At 72.1% G+C, this 16,864-nt stretch carries 18 protein-coding genes and 1 riboswitch; of the genes, 7 read left to right on the forward strand and 11 right to left on the reverse strand.

Going from position 1 to position 16,864, the window contains the following annotated elements:
- Positions 1–66: 66 nt before the first annotated feature.
- From BKI49_RS01820 to BKI49_RS01840, 5 genes are all read right to left on the reverse strand, one after another.
- On the reverse strand, positions 67–1,299 hold the full coding sequence (locus BKI49_RS01820; RefSeq protein ID WP_095932348.1) for a class I SAM-dependent methyltransferase: 1,233 nt from the start codon (positions 1,297–1,299) through the stop codon (positions 67–69).
- Positions 1,296–2,276 (reverse strand): carbohydrate kinase family protein, encoded by a 981-nt coding sequence (locus tag BKI49_RS01825; RefSeq protein ID WP_095932349.1) that lies wholly within the window; start codon positions 2,274–2,276, stop codon positions 1,296–1,298. Before BKI49_RS01825 ends, BKI49_RS01820 begins: the two co-directional genes overlap by 4 nt.
- A 36-nt stretch (positions 2,277–2,312) precedes the next feature.
- Positions 2,313–3,476 (reverse strand): methionine adenosyltransferase, encoded by a 1,164-nt coding sequence (gene metK, locus BKI49_RS01830; RefSeq protein ID WP_095932350.1) that lies wholly within the window; start codon positions 3,474–3,476, stop codon positions 2,313–2,315.
- A 144-nt stretch (positions 3,477–3,620) separates the two neighbouring features.
- Positions 3,621–5,177 (reverse strand): multicopper oxidase family protein, encoded by a 1,557-nt coding sequence (locus BKI49_RS01835; protein WP_095932351.1) that lies wholly within the window; start codon positions 5,175–5,177, stop codon positions 3,621–3,623.
- On the reverse strand, positions 5,174–5,623 hold the full coding sequence (locus BKI49_RS01840) for a hypothetical protein (RefSeq protein ID WP_143658343.1): 450 nt from the start codon (positions 5,621–5,623) through the stop codon (positions 5,174–5,176). The genes BKI49_RS01835 and BKI49_RS01840 overlap by 4 nt, the downstream gene beginning before the upstream one ends.
- 103 nt (positions 5,624–5,726) lie before the next feature.
- Between BKI49_RS01840 and BKI49_RS01845 the strand changes: the two genes are divergently transcribed.
- Both BKI49_RS01845 and BKI49_RS01850 read left to right on the forward strand, forming a co-directional pair.
- On the forward strand, positions 5,727–6,659 hold the full coding sequence (locus tag BKI49_RS01845) for an alpha/beta fold hydrolase (RefSeq protein ID WP_218835019.1): 933 nt from the start codon (positions 5,727–5,729) through the stop codon (positions 6,657–6,659).
- Entirely contained in the window at positions 6,656–7,318 is a 663-nt protein-coding gene (locus tag BKI49_RS01850) for a TetR/AcrR family transcriptional regulator (protein WP_179332294.1), read from the forward strand. Before BKI49_RS01845 ends, BKI49_RS01850 begins: the two co-directional genes overlap by 4 nt.
- A gap of 61 nt (positions 7,319–7,379) precedes the next feature.
- Here the strand turns inward: BKI49_RS01850 and BKI49_RS01855 are convergent, their stop codons facing one another.
- On the reverse strand, positions 7,380–8,150 hold the full coding sequence (locus BKI49_RS01855) for a CbtA family protein (RefSeq protein WP_095932355.1): 771 nt from the start codon (positions 8,148–8,150) through the stop codon (positions 7,380–7,382).
- Positions 8,151–8,172: 22 nt separating this feature from the next.
- The gene (locus tag BKI49_RS01860) at positions 8,173–8,394 is read right to left on the reverse strand and encodes a CbtB domain-containing protein (protein WP_095932356.1); all 222 of its coding nucleotides are present in this window, start codon (positions 8,392–8,394) and stop codon (positions 8,173–8,175) included.
- A gap of 38 nt (positions 8,395–8,432) precedes the next feature.
- Positions 8,433–8,573, reverse strand: a riboswitch (cobalamin riboswitch).
- Positions 8,574–8,717: 144 nt separating this feature from the next.
- Between BKI49_RS01860 and BKI49_RS01865 the strand changes: the two genes are divergently transcribed.
- Positions 8,718–9,296 carry a histidine phosphatase family protein gene (locus BKI49_RS01865; protein WP_095932357.1) on the forward strand — a complete coding sequence of 193 codons (579 nt, stop codon included), beginning with the start codon at positions 8,718–8,720 and terminating at the stop codon, positions 9,294–9,296.
- A 566-nt stretch (positions 9,297–9,862) separates the two neighbouring features.
- On the opposite strand, the gene BKI49_RS01870 is transcribed toward BKI49_RS01865, so the two are convergent.
- From BKI49_RS01870 to BKI49_RS01880, 3 genes are all read right to left on the reverse strand, one after another.
- Positions 9,863–10,237, reverse strand: coding sequence for a four-helix bundle copper-binding protein (locus BKI49_RS01870; protein ID WP_095932409.1), 375 nt, complete (start codon positions 10,235–10,237; stop codon positions 9,863–9,865).
- Positions 10,238–10,339: 102 nt separating this feature from the next.
- Positions 10,340–10,732: a nuclear transport factor 2 family protein gene (locus BKI49_RS01875; protein ID WP_095932358.1), complete on the reverse strand. Its 393-nt coding sequence runs from the start codon at positions 10,730–10,732 to the stop codon at positions 10,340–10,342.
- A 96-nt stretch (positions 10,733–10,828) separates the two neighbouring features.
- Positions 10,829–11,908: a LacI family DNA-binding transcriptional regulator gene (locus tag BKI49_RS01880; protein WP_095932359.1), complete on the reverse strand. Its 1,080-nt coding sequence runs from the start codon at positions 11,906–11,908 to the stop codon at positions 10,829–10,831.
- Positions 11,909–12,118: 210 nt separating this feature from the next.
- Between BKI49_RS01880 and BKI49_RS01885 the strand changes: the two genes are divergently transcribed.
- Positions 12,119–12,901, forward strand: coding sequence for a TIM barrel protein (locus BKI49_RS01885; RefSeq protein ID WP_095932360.1), 783 nt, complete (start codon positions 12,119–12,121; stop codon positions 12,899–12,901).
- A 74-nt stretch (positions 12,902–12,975) separates the two neighbouring features.
- Positions 12,976–14,001 carry a Gfo/Idh/MocA family oxidoreductase gene (locus BKI49_RS01890; RefSeq protein WP_095932361.1) on the forward strand — a complete coding sequence of 342 codons (1,026 nt, stop codon included), beginning with the start codon at positions 12,976–12,978 and terminating at the stop codon, positions 13,999–14,001.
- Here the strand turns inward: BKI49_RS01890 and BKI49_RS01895 are convergent.
- The gene (locus tag BKI49_RS01895; protein ID WP_095932362.1) at positions 13,988–14,992 is read right to left on the reverse strand and encodes a LacI family DNA-binding transcriptional regulator; all 1,005 of its coding nucleotides are present in this window, start codon (positions 14,990–14,992) and stop codon (positions 13,988–13,990) included. The genes BKI49_RS01890 and BKI49_RS01895 overlap by 14 nt on opposite strands.
- A 122-nt stretch (positions 14,993–15,114) precedes the next feature.
- Between BKI49_RS01895 and BKI49_RS01900 the strand changes: the two genes are divergently transcribed.
- A complete protein-coding gene (locus BKI49_RS01900; RefSeq protein WP_095932363.1) occupies positions 15,115–16,269 on the forward strand; it encodes a Gfo/Idh/MocA family protein in 1,155 nt (384 codons plus the stop codon).
- 172 nt (positions 16,270–16,441) lie between these two features.
- Positions 16,442–16,801, forward strand: coding sequence for a DUF6204 family protein (locus BKI49_RS01905; protein ID WP_095932364.1), 360 nt, complete (start codon positions 16,442–16,444; stop codon positions 16,799–16,801).
- The last annotated feature ends 63 nt before the right edge of the window (positions 16,802–16,864 follow it).

The raw sequence follows: 16,864 nt of genomic DNA on the forward strand, positions 1-16,864 counted from the left end.
GCAGCGGCCGCGCCCGAACCCCAACCGCTGATCAAATGTGGTGCATCGGATCCCGGTCAACGGGGGCTACACGATGCTGAGTTCGGGTAGCGGGAAGACCAGCTTGCCGCCGCTCTCGCGGTACGCACGCTCCCGTTCGACGAAGCCGTCCCGGTAGATCCAGGGCAGCACGAGCAGCTGGTCGGGCCGCCGGGACTTGGCCTCGGACTCGGTGACGACGGGAATGCCGGTGCCGGGGGTGAAGCAGCCGTCCTTGTCCTTGTTGACCTCGCCGATGCAGGGCAGGTCGCGTTCGGTGATGCCGCAGTACTGGAGGATGACGTTGCCCTTGGTCGACGCGCCGTACCCGAGGGTCAGCCGGCCGGCCTCGCGGGAGGTGTCGAGGAAGGCGCGCAGCCCGTCGCGGTACTCGGCCGCCCGGTGGGCGAAGGCCTCGAAGGGGGCCATGGTGTCCAGACCCAGCTGTGCCTCGTGGGCGCGGACCGCGGCGATCCCGGCCTCGTCGACGTGGTGGCGTGCGGGGTTCTTGGCGAGCACGACGCAGAGGCTGCCGCCGTACACGGAGTTGAGCTCCGCCCGGATGACGCTCAGTCCGGTGCGCGCCGCCATCCACTCGATCTGCCGCAGCGCGTAGTACTCCAGGTGCTCGTGGCACACCACGTCGTACGCGGTGGCTTCGAGCATCGCGGGCATGTAGCTCTGTTCCAGCAGCCACACCCCGTCGTCGTCGAGGATGTCGTGGACGTCCCGCATGAAGTCGAGGGGGCGCGGCAGGTCGTAGAACATCGCGATCGAGGTGACGATCTTGGCCTTGCGCCGGCCGAAGTGCCCGGTGAAGACCTCGCGGGAGAAGAACTCGGGAACGAGCCTGACGTGTTCGGGATAGTACTCGCGGAAGTTCTCTCCGGTCGGGTCGATGCCGACCAGGGTGGGTCCGTCCGCGGGGTAGGCCCGCAGGAGGGTGGAGTCGTTGCTGCCGATGTCCAGGACGAGGTCGTCGGGGCCCGGGCGCACCAGGTCGGTGAGCAGGGCGGCCTTGCCCGCGAGGTGCCGGATCATGAACTCACCGAGTCCGGACCGGTATCCGTAGCCCTCGCCGTACATCAGCCCGAAGTCGGCGGTGTGCCGCAGTTGGACGAGTCCGCAGCCGTCCGGTGAGCAGCGCACGAGTTCGAGGGGTACGGAGGGGACCACCTCGTCGCGGGTGCGGGGGAAGATGCCGGTGAGGGCCTGTTCGCCCAGGTCGAGTATCGGCAGCAGGGTGCGGTTGCCGCAGATGCGGCACTCTTTGATCGTCATCGCCTCTCCAGGTCGTGGGTGATCTCGGCGGCAGCGGCGGCCCCGTAGGCCTGCTCGGTCCTCAGGTGCAGTTCGGCGGCGGACAGCTTGTACTCCTGGGTGCCGAGGGACTCCAGCACGAGGGTCGCCAGGGCGCACCCGAGCCGGGCGGCCCGTTCCTGCGGCCATCCCCGTGCGGCGCCGGCCAGGAATCCGGCGCGGAAGCCGTCGCCGGCGCCGGTGGGGTCCACGACCTCGGCCGCCTCGACCGCGGGCAGCCGCAACTCCGGGTGTCCGGAGCGGAGCACGGCGACGCCCTCGGGGCCGTGGGTGACGAGCCAGCTGCCGACCCGTTCGAGGACCTCGGCCCTGCTCCAGCCCGTTCGTTCCTGGAGCAGGGCCGCCTCGTAGGCGTTGGTGAACAGGAAGCGGGCCCCGTCGACGAGCCGCCGGGTCTCCTCCCGTCCCAGTCGGGCGAGTTGCTGCGAGGGGTCGGCCGCGAAGTCCAGTCCGAGTGTCCGGCACGCGTCGGTGTGCCGGAGCATGGCCTCGGGGTCGTCGGGTCCCACCATCACCAGGCCGACGCCGCCGACCCGTTCGACGACGCCGGCCAGCGCGATCTCCCGTGCCTCGACCATCGCGCCGGCGTAGAAGGTGGCGATCTGGTTCTGGTCGGCGTCGGTGGTGCACACGAAGCGGGCGGTGTGCCGGGTGGCGCTCACCCGCACCGACCCGGTGTCGACGCCGTTGGCGCGCAGCCAGTCGCGGTACTCGGCGAAGTCGGTGCCGGCCGCGCCCACCAGGACCGGAGTGAGCCCGAGGCGGCCGAGGCCCACGGCGATGTTGGCGGCCACCCCGCCGCGCCTGATCTCCAGCGTGTCGGCGAGGAACGACAGCGACACCTTCTCCAGGTGCTCGCTCATGAGCTGGTCGACGAAGCGCCCGGGAAAGGCCATGAGGTGGTCCGTCGCGATGGATCCGGTGACGGCGATGCGCACGGGGATCTCCTTGAACCGTCGGTCGGCGGGTGGGGGTCAGAGACCGGCGGCCCGGCGCAGCGCGTCGACGCGGTCGGTGCGCTCCCAGGTGAAGTCCGGCATCTCGCGCCCGAAGTGGCCGTAGGCCGCGGTCTGGGCGTAGATCGGCCGCAGCAGGTCGAGGTCGCGGATGAGGGCGGCGGGCCGGAGGTCGAAGACCGCCGAGACGGCGTTCTCGATCTTCTCCGGGTCGACGGTCGCGGTGCCGAAGGTCTCCACGAAGAGCCCGACGGGATCGGCCTTGCCGATCGCGTAGGCGACCTGGACCTCGCAGCGGCGCGCGAGCGAGGCGGCGACGACGTTCTTGGCAACCCAGCGCATGGCGTAGGCCGCCGAACGGTCCACCTTGGAGGGGTCCTTGCCGGAGAAGGCGCCACCGCCGTGCCGGGCGTAGCCGCCGTACGTGTCGATGATGATCTTCCGGCCGGTCAGGCCCGCGTCGCCCATCGGGCCGCCGATCTCGAAGCGGCCCGTCGGGTTGACGAGCAGCCGGTGGCCGTCGGTCACCAGGTCGATCCCGTGGTCGCGCAGTGCCTTCAGTTCGGGTTCCACCACGAACTCGCGGATGTCGGGGAGCAGCAGCGTCTCCAGGTCGATGTCCGAGGCGTGCTGCGAGGAGACCACCACGGTGTCCAGACGGACCGCGCGATCACCGTCGTACTCGATGGTGACTTGGGTCTTGCCGTCCGGGCGCAGATACGGGACGGCGCCGCCCCGCCGCGCCTCGGCGAGCCGCCGGGACAGCCGGTGGGCGAGCTGGATGGGCAGCGGCATCAGCTCGGGGGTGTCGTCGCACGCGTAGCCGAACATCAGGCCCTGGTCGCCCGCGCCGCCGGTGTCCACGCCCTGCGCGATGTCCGGGGACTGGGCTCCGATGGACACCGAGACCCCGCAGGACGTTCCGTCGAAGCCCTTCTTCGAGGAGTCGTAGCCGATGTCGATGATCTTCTCGCGCACGAGCTGGGCGATCGGCGCGTACGCGGTCGTGGAGACCTCGCCGGCCACATGCACCAGACCGGTGGTGATCAGTGTCTCCACGGCCACGCGCGAGGTGGGGTCCTCCTTCAGCAGTGCGTCCAGGATCGTGTCGCTGATCTGGTCGGCGATCTTGTCGGGATGTCCCTCGGTGACGGACTCCGAGGTGAACAGGCGGCGGGGCATGGCTCTCCTGGGCTGACTCGGTCGTCGATCCCACCCGGATACGCACCCGGTGAGGTGCGCCGAACGTATGCCCGCCGCCATGAACGGGCCTGGAGAAGGGCTCGACCCGCGCTCGGCGCACCCTCCCCACCTGGGGCGGCGTGCTCAGCGGACCTCGAAGTTGCCCATCATCATCATGTCCTCGTGCTCCAGGTTGTGGCAGTGGAAGACGTACTTGCCGCGATGTCCGTCGAACCGCGTGATGATGCGGGCCTGTTCGGCGGGCCGCAGGTCCAGGGTGTCCTTCCAGCCGTGGTCGAACCGTCCGGGCTCCTTGGTGCCGCGGTTGAGTACCTGGAAGTGCACCAGGTGCAGGTGGATCGGATGGTGGAAGTCCGCGTACAGGTTCCAGATCTCGATGTCGCCGAGCCGCGGTGCCGCGTGGACGTGGTCGACGGAGAAGGGCTCGCCGTTGACGGTCCAGCCGTGCCGGTCGCCGATCGACTTGGACTGGAAGACCATGTCCCTCTCGCGGACGGCGTGCCGGGGTTCGAGCGGCTCGATCACCGAGAGGGTGCGGGGGACATGGCTGTCGTCCTTCGCCCGGCGGGCGACACGGAACTCCATGACCCGGTGCGTCGGTCCGTCGCCGAAGTCGTTGACGAGCCGGACCTTCTGGCCGACGCGGTAGCGCGAGAAGTCGACGACGACCTCCTGCCGTTCGGCCGAGGCGAGATCGAGGTACGGATGCGTCAACGGCCTCGCGAGGAGTCCGCCGTCCGAGGCCACCTGCACGAACGGCTCGGCCACGCCGTCCGGCGCCGGGTCGAGGCGCAGCCGGTAGCGGCGCGCGTTGGAGGCGTTGAGCAGGCGCAGCCGGTGGCGGACGGCGTCGACCTCCCGGTAGGGCCAGGGAGTTCCGTTGACCAGGACGACGTCTCCGAGGACGCCCGCCTCGTAGCCGGAGGTCACGCCGGGCGTCCTGGCCAGGTCCTTGTCGACGCTGGGATAGCGCAGGCTGCCGTCCGCGGCGAAGGAGCGGTCCATGATGACCAGCGGCAGGTCGCGGTCGCCGTCCGGCAGCGGCAGCGCCCGTTCCTCGTCGTCGGTGACGATGTGCAGTCCGGCGAGGCCGCGCCACACGCTCGGACCGGTGAAGTCCATCCGGTGGTCGTGGTACCAGAGGGTGGCCGCGCGCTGGTCGGTGTCGTACTCGTAGGTGCGCGTGCCGTGGCTGAGGTCGCCTCCGTGGTGGTGCCCGCCGCTGTGGGCCCCGCCCGCGGGCAGGATCTGGTCGGTGGGATAGCCGTCGTGCCGGGGGGCGTTCCGGCCGCCGTGCAGGTGGACGACGGTGGGCACGGGGAGTTCGTTGCGGTGCCTGACGACGGTTCTGCGGCCGCGGTGGGTGACCAGGGTCGGGCCGGGAAGGATGCCGTCGTACCCCCAGATCGTGGTACGCAGTCCGTCGACGATCTCCACGCTCGCCTCGCGCTGCGTCACGTCGTAGGTGTCCACGCCCGCCGTGGTGCCGGACGGTTCGAGCACCGGCGGCACGGTCAGCGGCCTGCGGAAGGCCTCGGGCAGCGGTATCTCGCTGCGCAGCAGGGTGCCGGTCGAGGTCGTACCGCGGAAGCCGAAGGCCAGGACGCCCGATCCGCCGATGGCCAGTGCCGCGGCTCCGCTGCCCAGGAGCAGGGAGCGGCGGGAGACCCGTCCGGTCACGAGGAGACCTCCCGCTCCACGGGCGCACCGGCGCTGTGGACCCGCACCGCCACCACCACGGCGCCGGCGATCATCGCGACACCGAGCGGGATGTGCAGGGACAGCAGCCGGGCCGCGCCCGCGCCGTTCTGGGCCTGGTTGGCGAGCAGCAGCGCCAGGGCCGACAGGAACGGCCACAGCCGTCCCTTGCCGTGCCACCGCAGCAGGCCGGCGGCGACCAGCGCGCAGACCAGGAGCACATCGGTGAAGGTCGCACCGTACTGGTGCCAGCGCAGTGCGTCGTAGCTGCCCGACAGGAACTGTCCGGCCAGCACCGCCTGCCCGAAGTACGCCAGGGCCACCACATACATCAGCACCGCGTACACCCACCCGTACGTCCGCCTTCTGCGGCCCCTTCCGTCCTCAATCGGCGAGGTGGTCGTCCCGTCCGCCACTTCCGCGCTCATGACTGGAATTCCCCCATTCGAAATATCGATACCTACACCGTAGACTCAAACTACGACGTAGACACAACCACATCTCAAGGCAAGAAGTGAAATGAGAACAGACATGAGCGGTCACGGGCCGATCCGTGGGCGGGCGGGCGTCGCCGGCACGGGGCCCGTCCTCGTCTCCTGCGCGCGACTGCACACGGAGCGGACCGGTCACGGGCCCGCGCTGGTCCTGATCCCGGGAGGTGGCGGCGACGCCGGCGTGTACGAGGACGTCGTCCCGCTGCTCGCCGAGCGGTTCACGGTGATCACCTTCGACCGGCGGGGCAACTCGCGCAGCCCGCTCGCGGACCCGGCGGCGCCGGTGGACGTGGCGCGGCAGGCCGACGACGTCGTCGAGATCCTGGACCACCACGGCATCGACCGGGCGTACGTGTTCGGCACCAGCAGCGCGGCGATCATCGTGCTGGAACTGCTGGCCCGTCATGCGAAGCGCCTGCTGGGAGCCGTCGCGCACGAACCGCCGCTCGTGCAGATCCTGCCCGCCGACAGCTCGGAGCGCCGGGCCGTCGAGGACATCGAGCGGCTCGGCCGGGAGAAGGGGCCCCTGCGGGCCGCCGCGGCCTTCGGGGCGATGACGATGCCCGAGCCGCCCCGGATGTTCGTGTCGCCGCGCGGCCAGGCGGTGATCGCGGCGGCCTCGCGGCTGATGCTGGCCACCACAGATTCCGTCCGCCGCGTCACCGGACGCGAGCCGGACACGATGACCCGGATGCTGGCCAACTCCGCCCTGCTCGTCGAGCGGGAACTGCCGGAGTTCTGCTTCGCCTACCGGCCGGACCTCCAGGCCCTGCGGGACACGGACGCGCCCTGGTGCCTGGCGACGGGCCGGGACAGCGAAGGACGCCCGTACCACCGTCCCGCGCACGTCCTGGGCGAACTGCTCGGCGTACCATGCGAGGAATTCCCCGGAGGGCACACGGTGTACCAGCAGCTTCCCGTGGAATTCACCCGACGGCTCACCACAATTCTGGACCGGCTCTCCTCATGAAGACCGAAAAGGGCGGCGCGGGAGGCACGCGTCCTTCCCCCGGCGTCAGATCGACGCTCAACCGGCCGTACATCTGCGCGGTTGCCCTGGCGCTGATCGACGCCAACGGCCTCGGCAACTTCTCGATGCGCAAGCTCGGCGCGGGGCTCGGGGTCGACCCGATGGCGGTGTACCGCCACTTCACGGACCAGGAGGAGCTGTTCGACGGGATCGCGGAGGCGCTCTTCGACGAGCTCGACGTCGGTTCGCTGCCCTGGGACGGCAGTTGGCGCGCGGTCGCCGAGCAGTACTGCCGGCGGCTGCGGGACACGCTGCTCCGGCATCCGCACGCGGTGTCCGTCTTCGCGACGCGACCGGTGCGCTCCCCCTCGTCGATCGACACGGGCGTACGCATCATCGAACTGTTGCAGGCCGGTGGCTTCACACCGACCCGTGCCCTGCAGATCGCCCGCTGTCTGCGCGAGTTCACCATCGGGCACGCACTGAGTCTGGCGGTGGTGCGGCTGGGCTCGCAGAGCCGCAGTCGGAAACCGGCGCCCGAATCGCCCGATTACAACATCCTGGCCCGCGCCGCCGACGACACGGAGATCGACGAGCACTTCGACGTCGGCCTCACGGCACTGCTGGACGGCTTCGAGCTGCTGATCCGGCCGGCCTGACGTCCGGCGCACACAGGAGGGAGGCCCCGGTCGAGGACCGGGGCCGCCTTTCCGTCACCGCTCAGCGGGCCACGGGAGTCGCCCCCGCGGTGACCTCTTGACCGCCCGCGGCGGCCGGCTTCGGTGCCAGCACCCGTTCGGCCAGGAACCCGAAGACGAGCCCGAAGGCGGTCCACAGGGTCAGCTGGATGGCGAGGGCCGCGAGCCGGAACTGCCAGAGCAGGGTGCCCGAGAAGTCCTTCGGAACCTCGTTCACGGCCGGCAGGAACGCGTAGGCGAGACCGATCGTGAGGACGAAGAACGCGCCCGCCGCGATCGTCGCGTTCCAGTTGCCCAGGCGCGGCGCGAGGCGCTTGCCCAGGATGACGGTCGCGACGGCCAGCAGCACGCTGAGCACCATCATCAGGAAGTACAGGGTCGTGCGCTTCCCGATGGTGTCGGGATCGCCGACCGACGGCGGGTTGGCCGGGTACTTCAGGAACGGCACGACGTAGACCGCGAGCAGGCCAGCCACCGACAGCAGCAGCGCGCTCGCCCGCGGCCCGAAGCGGCCGATCCTGCCGAGCGCGAAGCAGTACGCGAGGGCGGCGATGCCGCCGAACGCGACTCCGTAGACGAGGACACCGGTGGCCAGGCCGCCGGTGGACTGCATCGTGCGGGACACCGCTTCCACGCCGTGCTCGTGCGCGTGGGAGTGCGCCTCTTCGTAGCCGATCGCCGAGTCGACGCGCGGCTCGCCCAGGAAGTAGGCGACGACCAGGGCGAGCAGGCCCGCGGCGAGTCCCGCGAGCATGCCACGCACCAGCAGATTTCTTACGATTGCGGAATTCATCGGCTCGTACGTCCCGTGGCCGTCAGTGGCACGGGAAGCCGAGCAGGTGGCGGGCGTCGTGGACCCACTCGTGGACGTTCTCGCCGGACACGACTGCGGTGGCGCCCTGTTCGGCGCCGACGAAGTAGAGCAGGACCAGCATCAGGATGCCGAAGAAGACCGCCCAGGGGGCGATCGTGCCGATCGGCAGCTTGGCGGGTACCGCGGTGGGTGTGGCGGTCGGCTGAGCGACGGACTGCGCCATGGGGCAGAACCTCCTGGGGAACTCGCGTCCCATTCCGGTGGTGCACTGGACGACAGCCGCGGGTCTGACTTGCCCCGCCCTCACCGCCCCTGGCGAGGGGGGTTCGTGCTGGGCTTACAGTGGCGCGACCGTGCCGGATTTCCACCGGGCTTCCGCCGAGCCGTCGTCGATTTCGACGCGACGGTACCGCGTCGGCGGGTTCCGGCCAAGGGCGCACGGGGGAGCACGGGGCGCGCCCCACGGACCGGGTGTGCGGCGGGTCCCCTTGTCCCACAAGGCTTTTCGGGCCGGCGGACACCACGAGAACCCATGAGAGTGAGGACATGACAAGTCGAGTGATCTTGATCTCAGCCGCGCTGGGCGCCGCGCTGCGCGAGGCCCGCTTCGACGACGGACGTCCGCTCGACGCGTCCGGACTGCGGCTCGCGCGGGCTGCGGCGGGACAGCTGCCGGCCGCGGAGCGGCTGTGGGTCTCCCCCGCCGTGCGCTGCCGCGAGACCGCCGACGCTCTCGGTCTCGAAGGCGCCCCGGACGCACCGGAGCTGGCCGGCCTCGACGTGGGCCGCTGGCGCGGCGCGACGCTCGCGGAGGTGAGCGCGCAGGAGCCCGAGGCGGTGGCGGGCTGGCTGGCCGACCCCGGGACCGCGCCGCACGGCGGCGAGTCGGTACGGGCGTTCTGCGACCGGGTGGCCGGCTGGCTGGACGGCACCGCGCACACGTCGGGCCGGACGGTCGCCGTGGTGGAGCCGGAGGTCGTACGGGCCGCGCTCGTGCGGGTTCTGGGGGCGCCGGACGCGGCCTTCTGGCGCGTCGACGTACCGCCCCTGACCGCCACGGAGTTCAGCGGGCGATCGGGGCGCTGGAACGTCCGCGCGGGGCGGCCGCTGGTGGAGCGGGCCTGATCTGCGGGCCGGAGCGCCGGTCGTCGATCGAAGTGCCGTTCCCGGCCCGGAAGTTCCCGTCCCGCCGCGCCGCTCCCGGCCCGGAAGTTCCGGTCCCGTCCCGCCGCGCCGCTCCCGGCCCGGAAGTTCCGGTCCCGTCCCGCCGCGCCGCTCCCACCCGCGCCCGGGCGGGCAAGCGGACGGCTTCGGACGGTGCTCGGCCCGGAACGGCCCGGACGGTGCTCACCGTTGGGCAGCCCGGCCGCGCTCAGCGTAGGACGCCTCGGACGGCGCTCTGCCCAGGGGGCGCGAACGCCACAGGACGGTCCGGACGGCGCTCGGCCCACACCGGCCCGGACAGCGCGCTCGGCGCAGGACGGTCCGGCCGCGCTCAGCCCAGGGGGCGCGAACGCCACAGGACGGTCCGGACGGCGCTCGGCCCACACCGGCCCGGACGGCGCGCTCGGCGCAGGACAGTCCGGGCCGCGCTCAGCCCAGGGGGCGCGAACGCCACAGGACGGTCCGGACGGCGCTCGGCCGACACCGGCCCGGACAGCGCGCTCGGCGCAGGACAGTCCGGGCCGCGCTCAGCCCAGGACGGCGAGGAAGTCCGCGCACGCCTGCGCGCACGCGCGGCACTCCTTCGCGGCGTCCTGCGCACCGTCGTACTCGTCGAAGACGTGGGCGCCCTCCAGGCAGACGTCGCGGCACCATTCCACCTGGGAGCGGACGGCGGCCTCGTCCCGGTGCATCCCTTCGGACAGCACGAGGCAGGTGGCGTCGCACACTTCCGTGCATTGGATGCCCTTGCGGCGTACGAGGTCCTGTTGCTTGGGTCCGTCCGGGTCCATGAGGCTCGCGCGCAGCGCACAGACCCTGGCGCACTCGGTGCACGCCTGGGCGCAGGCGAAGCGGTCCTCCAGGAACCGGACGAGCTCCTGGCGGGAAGTCGTCGATGTCACAACGCGCGGGTAGCCGCGCGCCTTCGCGTCAAACCCGTCCGCCGCGAGCGGCACGCGGCGTGGCGCGCCGGGTGCGCACCGGGCGCGTCGGGCCGCCCGACGTCACGCGCCGGCCGCCTCCTGGGCGATCCGGTCGAACTGGGCTCCCATCGCTTCGGAGAGCGCCTGGGCGGCGGACAGCGGGCGGACCATGACCATGAAGTCGTCGATCTTCCCGTCCTCGTCGAAGTGGAGGAAGTCGCAGCCGGTGATCTTCTTGTCGCCGACCTTCGCCTCGAAGACGAGCGCGTGGTCGCGGCCGTCCGCGCCGCCGATCTCGCGGACGTAGTGGAAGTCGGTGAAGACGCGTGTGACACCGCGGAGGATGGCCGCGGTGATCGCCTTCCCGGGGTAGGGCTTGAAGGCGACGGGGCTGTGGAAGACGACGTCGTCGGCCAGCATGTCCTCGACCGCGGCGAGGTCACCGGCCTCCACGGCCTTGCGGAAGGAATCCATCACGCCCACCTCATCCTCATACCCATACTCAACAAATTGACTATTCGCTGATCACACTAGCCATGCGACAGGGCGCCGTCCAGCCTCGGCGGCCGTTCAGCCACCCGCCGGAGCGGCCGTGGTGCCGCGCACCACCAGGTGCGGGGCGATGACGGTCTCCTCCCCCGGGCCGGCCCCCTCCCCCGGGCCGGCTCCCTCCGACGCCCCGCCGCCGGAGGCCGCATCGCCCTCCAGACGCGCGAGGGCCCGGCCGACCGCCTCCCCCGCGAGCCGGGGGATGTCCTGGCCGACGGTGGTGAGGTCGATGTGGGCGAGGCGTGACAGACGACTGTCGTCGAAGCCCACGACGGAGACGTCGCCGGGCACCGAGACGCGGGCGCGCAGGAAGATGTCGAGGACGCCGGTGGCGCAGCGGTCGTTGAAGGCGAGGACCGCGGTGGGGCGGGTGTCCGCGTCGAGCAGGACGCGGGCCGCGGCGGCGCCGTCCTCCTCGGTCGGTCCGCCCGGCAGGACCCGGCCCCGGTCACCGAGGCCGTGCCGGTTCATGGCGGTGCGGTAGCCCCGGCGCCGGTCGGCGGCGCCCGGTGCCCGGCCGCCGTCGATGTGCGCGACGTCGCGGTGACCGAGTGCGACGAGATGGTCGACGGCCTGGCGGGCACCTTCGCCGTCCGCCGTACGCACGACGTCCACGCCGGCGACGGGCGGGCGCAGCCGCCGGGCCACGGACACGACCGGGACTTGGGCGGCGACTTCCGCCAGCCGGGCGGCCGGGACCCGTGGGCCGAGCAGGATCAGCGCCTCGCAGCGGTCCGCCAACAGGGCCTCCACCGCCAGCTGTTCACCGCGGCTCGGGGCGACGGCACTGAGCGCGAGCTGGTAGCCGGCCGGCTCGGCGGCGGCGTACAGGCCCTCCACCAGGTCGGCGTGGAAGGGCTCCTGGAGGCCGAACTGCACGCCGAGCAGGCGCGAACGGCTGCTGCGCAGCAGGCGGGCGCGCGCGTCGGGCCGGTAGCCGATCTCCCGCGCCGCCCCGAGCACGCGCTCGCGAGTGGCGGCACCGGCACCCTTGGTCCCACGCATCACGATGGAGGCCAGGGCGACGGACACCCCCGCCCGTTCCGCGACGTCGGCGAGGGTGGGCCGCTTCCCGCCCGGACCCGAGGAGCTCGGAGACACGGCTGCCCTCCCTGTTCGGCATGGCTTCCTGTTCGGCACGGCTTGCCGACGAGATCGTAGGCCAGCACCGAACGCACTGGTCGGAAGTACTGCAACGTTCTAGTCCACCGCGCCCGCGACACCTTGACAAGGCGCTCGGCTGCTGGCGTACTGCTGCTCCGGGACTAGAACGTTCTAGCGACGCGAGAGCCGGAAAGCGGGCGATGGACGATGTACACGCTGGCGGTCTGTGCCGAGATGGTCTTCGGGGACCTCCCCGTCCACGAGCGGGCACGACGCATCCACGACGCCGGTTTCCAGGTCGAGATCTGGGACTGGACGCGGCACGATCTGACCGCCCTGGAGCGCAGCGGGGCGGCCTTCTCGTCCATGACCGGCTACGTCCGCGGAAGTCTGACGGACCCGGACGGCGCGGACGAACTGCTGCGCACCGCCGCGGAGTCGGTGCGGGCCGCGGAGCGCCTCGGCTGCCCCCGGCTCAATCTGCACGGCACCGGCCTGGACGGCGAGGGCCTGCCGGTGACCGCGGTGACCGGTGAGGCCACCGGTCCGATGTGGATCGCCGCCCGGCGCACGCTGAGCCGGGTCGCGGACCTGGGCGAACGCTCCGGGGTGGTCTTCACGCTGGAGAACCTCAACACCGCCGTTGACCACCCCGGTGTGCCGTTCGCGAAGGCCTCCGACACGCTGGCCCTGGTGGCGGCCGTGGACCGGCCGGGGCTGCGGATGAACCTGGACCTGTACCACGCGCAGATCGGCGAGGGGAACCTGATCGAACTGGTCCGCCGCGCCCACGGCCTGGGCCTGATCGGGGAGATCCAGGTGGCGGACGTGCCGGGCCGCCACGAACCCGGAACCGGGGAGATCAACTACCCGGCCGTCGCGGGCGCCCTGACGGACCTCGGATACGACGGCACGGTCGCCCTGGAGGCCTGGGCCTCCGAAGACAGCGACCTCGCGCTGGAACGCTTCCGGACCGCCTTCACCCCCTGACGGTGACGGCGCCGACGCCCGAGCCGCCGAGCCGCCGAATCGCCGAATCGCCAACCGACGTACGGAGATGCCGTATGACCACGCAACAGCCCCTCGCCGTCGGCCTCGTGGGCGCCGGCCGGATGGGCGCCTTCCACGCCGAGACCCTCGCCCACCGGCTGCCCGGCGTCCGCCTCGCCGCGGTCGCCGACCCGGCAGCCGGCACCGCACGACGCCTGGGCGACCGGCTCGGCTGTACGACGACGTACACCGAGATCGCGGAGCTGCTCGCCGACCCGCGGATCGAGGCGGTGGTGCTGGCCACTCCGGCGCGCACGCACGCCGATCTGGTCGTGGCGGCGGCCCGCGCGGGCAAGGCCGTCTACTGCGAGAAGCCGATGGCCGTCACACTCGCCGAGGCCGACCGTGCGACGGCCGCGGCCCGCGAGGCGGGCGTGCCTCTCCAGGTCGGCTTCAACCGTCGCTACGACAAGGGCTTCCGTGCCGCCCACGACAGGATCGCGGAAGGCGGTATCGGCACCCCGCAGCTGCTCCGCTCGCTCACCCGTGATCCGAAGTTCGCCGATCCGGCGCCCGTCCCGCCGTGGACGATCTTCCTGGAGACCCTCATCCACGATTTCGACACCCTGCGGTATCTCAACCCGGGGGCCGAGGCGGTCGAGGTCTTCGCACTGGCGGACGCTCTGGTGCGCCCCGACTTCAAGGAACGCGGTCTGCTCGACACCGCCCTCGTCACCGTCCGCTTCGACAACGGCGCCCTCGCCACCGCCGAGGCCAGCTTCCAGGCGGTGTACGGCTACGACGTGCGCGGTGAGGTCTTCGGATCGGCCGGCATGCTCACCATGGGCGACCTGCGCCGCACCCACCTGACCGGCTACGGCCGGCGGGGCGTCACCGCCGAGTGCGTCGGCTACGACCAGGACCTCTTCCACGACGCGTACGTGGCGGAGATCGCCGACTTCACCGACTGCGTCCGCCGCGGGGGCACCCCGGCGGTCACCGGTGAGGACGCGCGCGCCGCCCTCGCCATCGCCCTGGCGGCCGTCCGGTCGGTCTCCGTCCGGGGACCCGTCCGGATCGACGAGCTCAAGAGCGACTGACCCGCGCGGTCGTGCCCCGGACTTCGAGAACGGGGTCGGCGAGGACGAGCGACGCGGGGCGGGCGGGATCGGCGATCCGGTCGAGCAGGCGCTGCGCGGCGCGGCGGCCGACGTCGTGGCCGGCGTTGTCCACGGTGGTGAGCCACAGGTGGCGCAGGCGCGCCAGGTAGGTGTTGTCGTAGCCGACGAGGGACAGGTCGCGGGGCACCTGGAGGCCGAGCTCCTCGGCGGCCGAGAGTGCGCCGACGCAGGCCATGTCGTTGAACGCGAAGACGGCGGTGGGCCGTTCGCGGGCCGCGAGCAGCCGGACCATGGCCCGGTAGCCGCCCTCCTCCGTCAGGTCGCCCTGCTCCACGACCGCCTCCCGGTCGAGCCCGTGCTCGCGCATGACGGTCTCGAAGCTGCGGCGGCGCAGTTCACCGACCGTCCCCTCCCCCGCGATGTGCGCGACGCGGCGGTGTCCGAGACCCAGGAGGTGCTCGGTGGCGAGCCGGGCGCCGCGCTCGTCGTCGTTGGCGACGATGTCCACGCCGGGCAGTTCGGGTTCCCGTGCACCGGCCACCACCGTGGGGACCCGCGCCGCCGCGGTCCGCAGCGCCTCGGAGGGCGGGAGGGTGCCGACGGCGACGAGACCGTCGACGCGCAGGTCCATGAACGTGCGGGTGAGGTCCTCGCCGAGGCGCCGGCTGAGGTGGCCGTCGGCGAGCAGCGTGTGCAGACCGGAGTCGTGCAGTCGGGAGTTCAGGCCGTCGAGCAGTTCGACGAACCAGGGGTTGCGCATGTCGTTGAGCAGCACGCCGACGGTGCGGGTGCGGCGCTCGCTGAGGCTGCGGGCCGCGGCGTTGGTGCGGTAGCCGAGTTCCTCGACGGCGGCCAGCACGGCCTGCCGCTTCTCCTCGCGGACCTGCTCGGAGCCGCGCAGCACGAGGGAGACCAGCGACTTCGACACCCCGGCCCGCTCGGCGACGTCACGGATCGTCGGCGCTCTCATGGTCTGGACCGTTCCACACCGGTGGTGAGCTTGTCAAAGGGTGGCCGGAGGGTTGACACGTGCACTGATGGAGCCCAGTGTGAGGCCGGAAGGGTTTTGGACCGGTCCAAAGAAGGGCAGTCATGGTGCGTACGCTCGGCGTTGCGGTCGTGGGGTTCGGCTGGATGGGACGGGTGCACACCCAGGCCTACGCGCGCGTGCCGCACCATTTCCCGGGGCTCACGCTGCGGCCCGAGCTGGTCGCCGTGGCGGACGAGGTGCCGGGCCGCGCCGAGGAGGCGGCCGCGCGGTACGGCTTCGCCACGGGCACCCGCGACTGGCGTACGGTCGCCGCCGACCCGCGCGTCGAGGCGGTGAGCATCGCCGCTCCGAACTTCCTGCACCGCGAGATCGGCGTGGCCATGTCCGGGGCCGGCAAGCACATCTGGATCGAGAAGCCGGTGGGGCTCACCGCAGCGGACGCCCGCGCGGTGTCGCGGGCCGCGGCCAAGGCCGGGGTGCAGGGCACCGTCGGCTTCAACTACCGCAACGCGCCGGCCGTCGCCGCCGCCCGCGAACTGATCTCCTCCGGCGAGATCGGTACCGTCACCCATGTCCGCATCCGGCTCCTCAGCGACTACGCCGCACACCCTGAGGGGGCACTGACCTGGCGCTACGAGAGGGAGCGCGGCGGCAGCGGCGTCCTGGGCGACCTGGCCTCGCACGGCGTGGACCTGGCCCGGCACCTGCTCGGCGAGATCGAGGCGCTCACCGCGGACACCGCGGTCTTCCTGCCACGGCGGGCACGTCCGGCGGGTGCGACGGCCGGCCACGCACGCGCGACGGGCGGTGAGCTCGGCACCGTGGAGAACGAGGACTACGTCGGCTGTCTGCTGCGCTTCGTCTCCGGCGCCCGGGGCGTGCTGGAGGCGTGCCGGGTCTCGGTGGGCGAGCAGAACAACTACGGCTTCGAGGTGCACGGCACCCGGGGCGCGGTGTTCTGGGACTTCCGCCGCATGGGCGAGCTCGCGGTCAGCCGGGGCACGGCCTACCAGGACCAGCCGGTCAGCACGGTGTACGTGGGCCCCGGACACGGCGAGTACGCCGCCTTCCAGCCGGGCGCGGCCAACAGCATGGGCTACGACGACCTCAAGGTCATCGAGGCGCACCACTTCCTGCGGTCCATCGAGGACGGCACTCCGTACGGGGCGACGCTCGACGACGCGGTGCACAGCGCGGAGACGCTCGACGCGATGGCACGCTCCGCCGAGCGGGGTTCCTGGGTGAGCCTGGCATGACCGGAGCCCTGCGGGGTGCGGGGCAGGGCGAGGCTTCGCCGGGGGACGGCAGGGACAGAGGACGAGTGGGGAGAGGGCGCGGGGGTGGCTGTGCCGCCCGGAGAGGTGCGGGTACCTCGCGTCCGCGAAAACCCGTTGGAGCGACGACCCCGGCGGTGCTTAGGCTCGCGTCATGAGTACGCGCACCTTCCGCATCACCGTTCGCGGTGTCTTCGACGGGCTCGGCACCGACCAGCGGGCCGAACTCCTGGCACGGGCCGCCGAGCACGACGTCCTGCGCGCGGCGTTCACCCCCGAGGGTCACCTCAGCTACGACATCGCCGCACGCCCCGCCTTCACCTTCCGCTTCCTCGACTCGGGGGAGGCCGAGGACGACATCCTGGAGGCGACCGAACGCGCCGAGGAAGCCGCGAGGGCCTGGCTCGGCGCACGCGGATACGGGTACAAGAACCTCAGGTCGCAGGCCGAGGACCTGTCCCAGGCGCCGCTGGGCAAGCGGCAGCGCCGCGAGGCCGCCCGCAAGGGCGTCTGAGCCCGGCTCCGCGGCCCCCGGGAGTACGGCGTCGCACCGCCCCGCCCACTCCCCCGCGTCCGG

This window comes from Streptomyces sp. Tue6028 (assembly GCF_002300165.1).
Taxonomy (GTDB): Bacteria; Actinomycetota; Actinomycetes; order Streptomycetales; family Streptomycetaceae; genus Streptomyces; species Streptomyces siamensis.

Bases quoted from the DNA above. Each gene is read 5' to 3' on its own strand.
- BKI49_RS01855 (WP_095932355.1), bottom strand. From the start codon at position 8,150: ATGAATTCCGCAATCGTAAGAAATCTGCTGGTGCGTGGCATGCTCGCG.
- BKI49_RS01900 (WP_095932363.1), top strand. From the start codon at position 15,115: ATGGTGCGTACGCTCGGCGTTGCGGTCGTGGGGTTCGGCTGGATGGGA.
- metK (WP_095932350.1), bottom strand. From the start codon at position 3,476: ATGCCCCGCCGCCTGTTCACCTCGGAGTCCGTCACCGAGGGACATCCC.
- BKI49_RS01890 (WP_095932361.1), top strand. From the start codon at position 12,976: ATGACCACGCAACAGCCCCTCGCCGTCGGCCTCGTGGGCGCCGGCCGG.
- BKI49_RS01850 (WP_179332294.1), top strand. From the start codon at position 6,656: ATGAAGACCGAAAAGGGCGGCGCGGGAGGCACGCGTCCTTCCCCCGGC.
- BKI49_RS01885 (WP_095932360.1), top strand. From the start codon at position 12,119: ATGTACACGCTGGCGGTCTGTGCCGAGATGGTCTTCGGGGACCTCCCC.
- BKI49_RS01840 (WP_143658343.1), bottom strand. From the start codon at position 5,623: ATGAGCGCGGAAGTGGCGGACGGGACGACCACCTCGCCGATTGAGGAC.
- BKI49_RS01820 (WP_095932348.1), bottom strand. From the start codon at position 1,299: ATGACGATCAAAGAGTGCCGCATCTGCGGCAACCGCACCCTGCTGCCG.
- BKI49_RS01905 (WP_095932364.1), top strand. From the start codon at position 16,442: ATGAGTACGCGCACCTTCCGCATCACCGTTCGCGGTGTCTTCGACGGG.
- BKI49_RS01845 (WP_218835019.1), top strand. From the start codon at position 5,727: ATGAGCGGTCACGGGCCGATCCGTGGGCGGGCGGGCGTCGCCGGCACG.
- BKI49_RS01875 (WP_095932358.1), bottom strand. From the start codon at position 10,732: ATGGATTCCTTCCGCAAGGCCGTGGAGGCCGGTGACCTCGCCGCGGTC.
- BKI49_RS01895 (WP_095932362.1), bottom strand. From the start codon at position 14,992: ATGAGAGCGCCGACGATCCGTGACGTCGCCGAGCGGGCCGGGGTGTCG.
- BKI49_RS01860 (WP_095932356.1), bottom strand. From the start codon at position 8,394: ATGGCGCAGTCCGTCGCTCAGCCGACCGCCACACCCACCGCGGTACCC.
- BKI49_RS01865 (WP_095932357.1), top strand. From the start codon at position 8,718: ATGACAAGTCGAGTGATCTTGATCTCAGCCGCGCTGGGCGCCGCGCTG.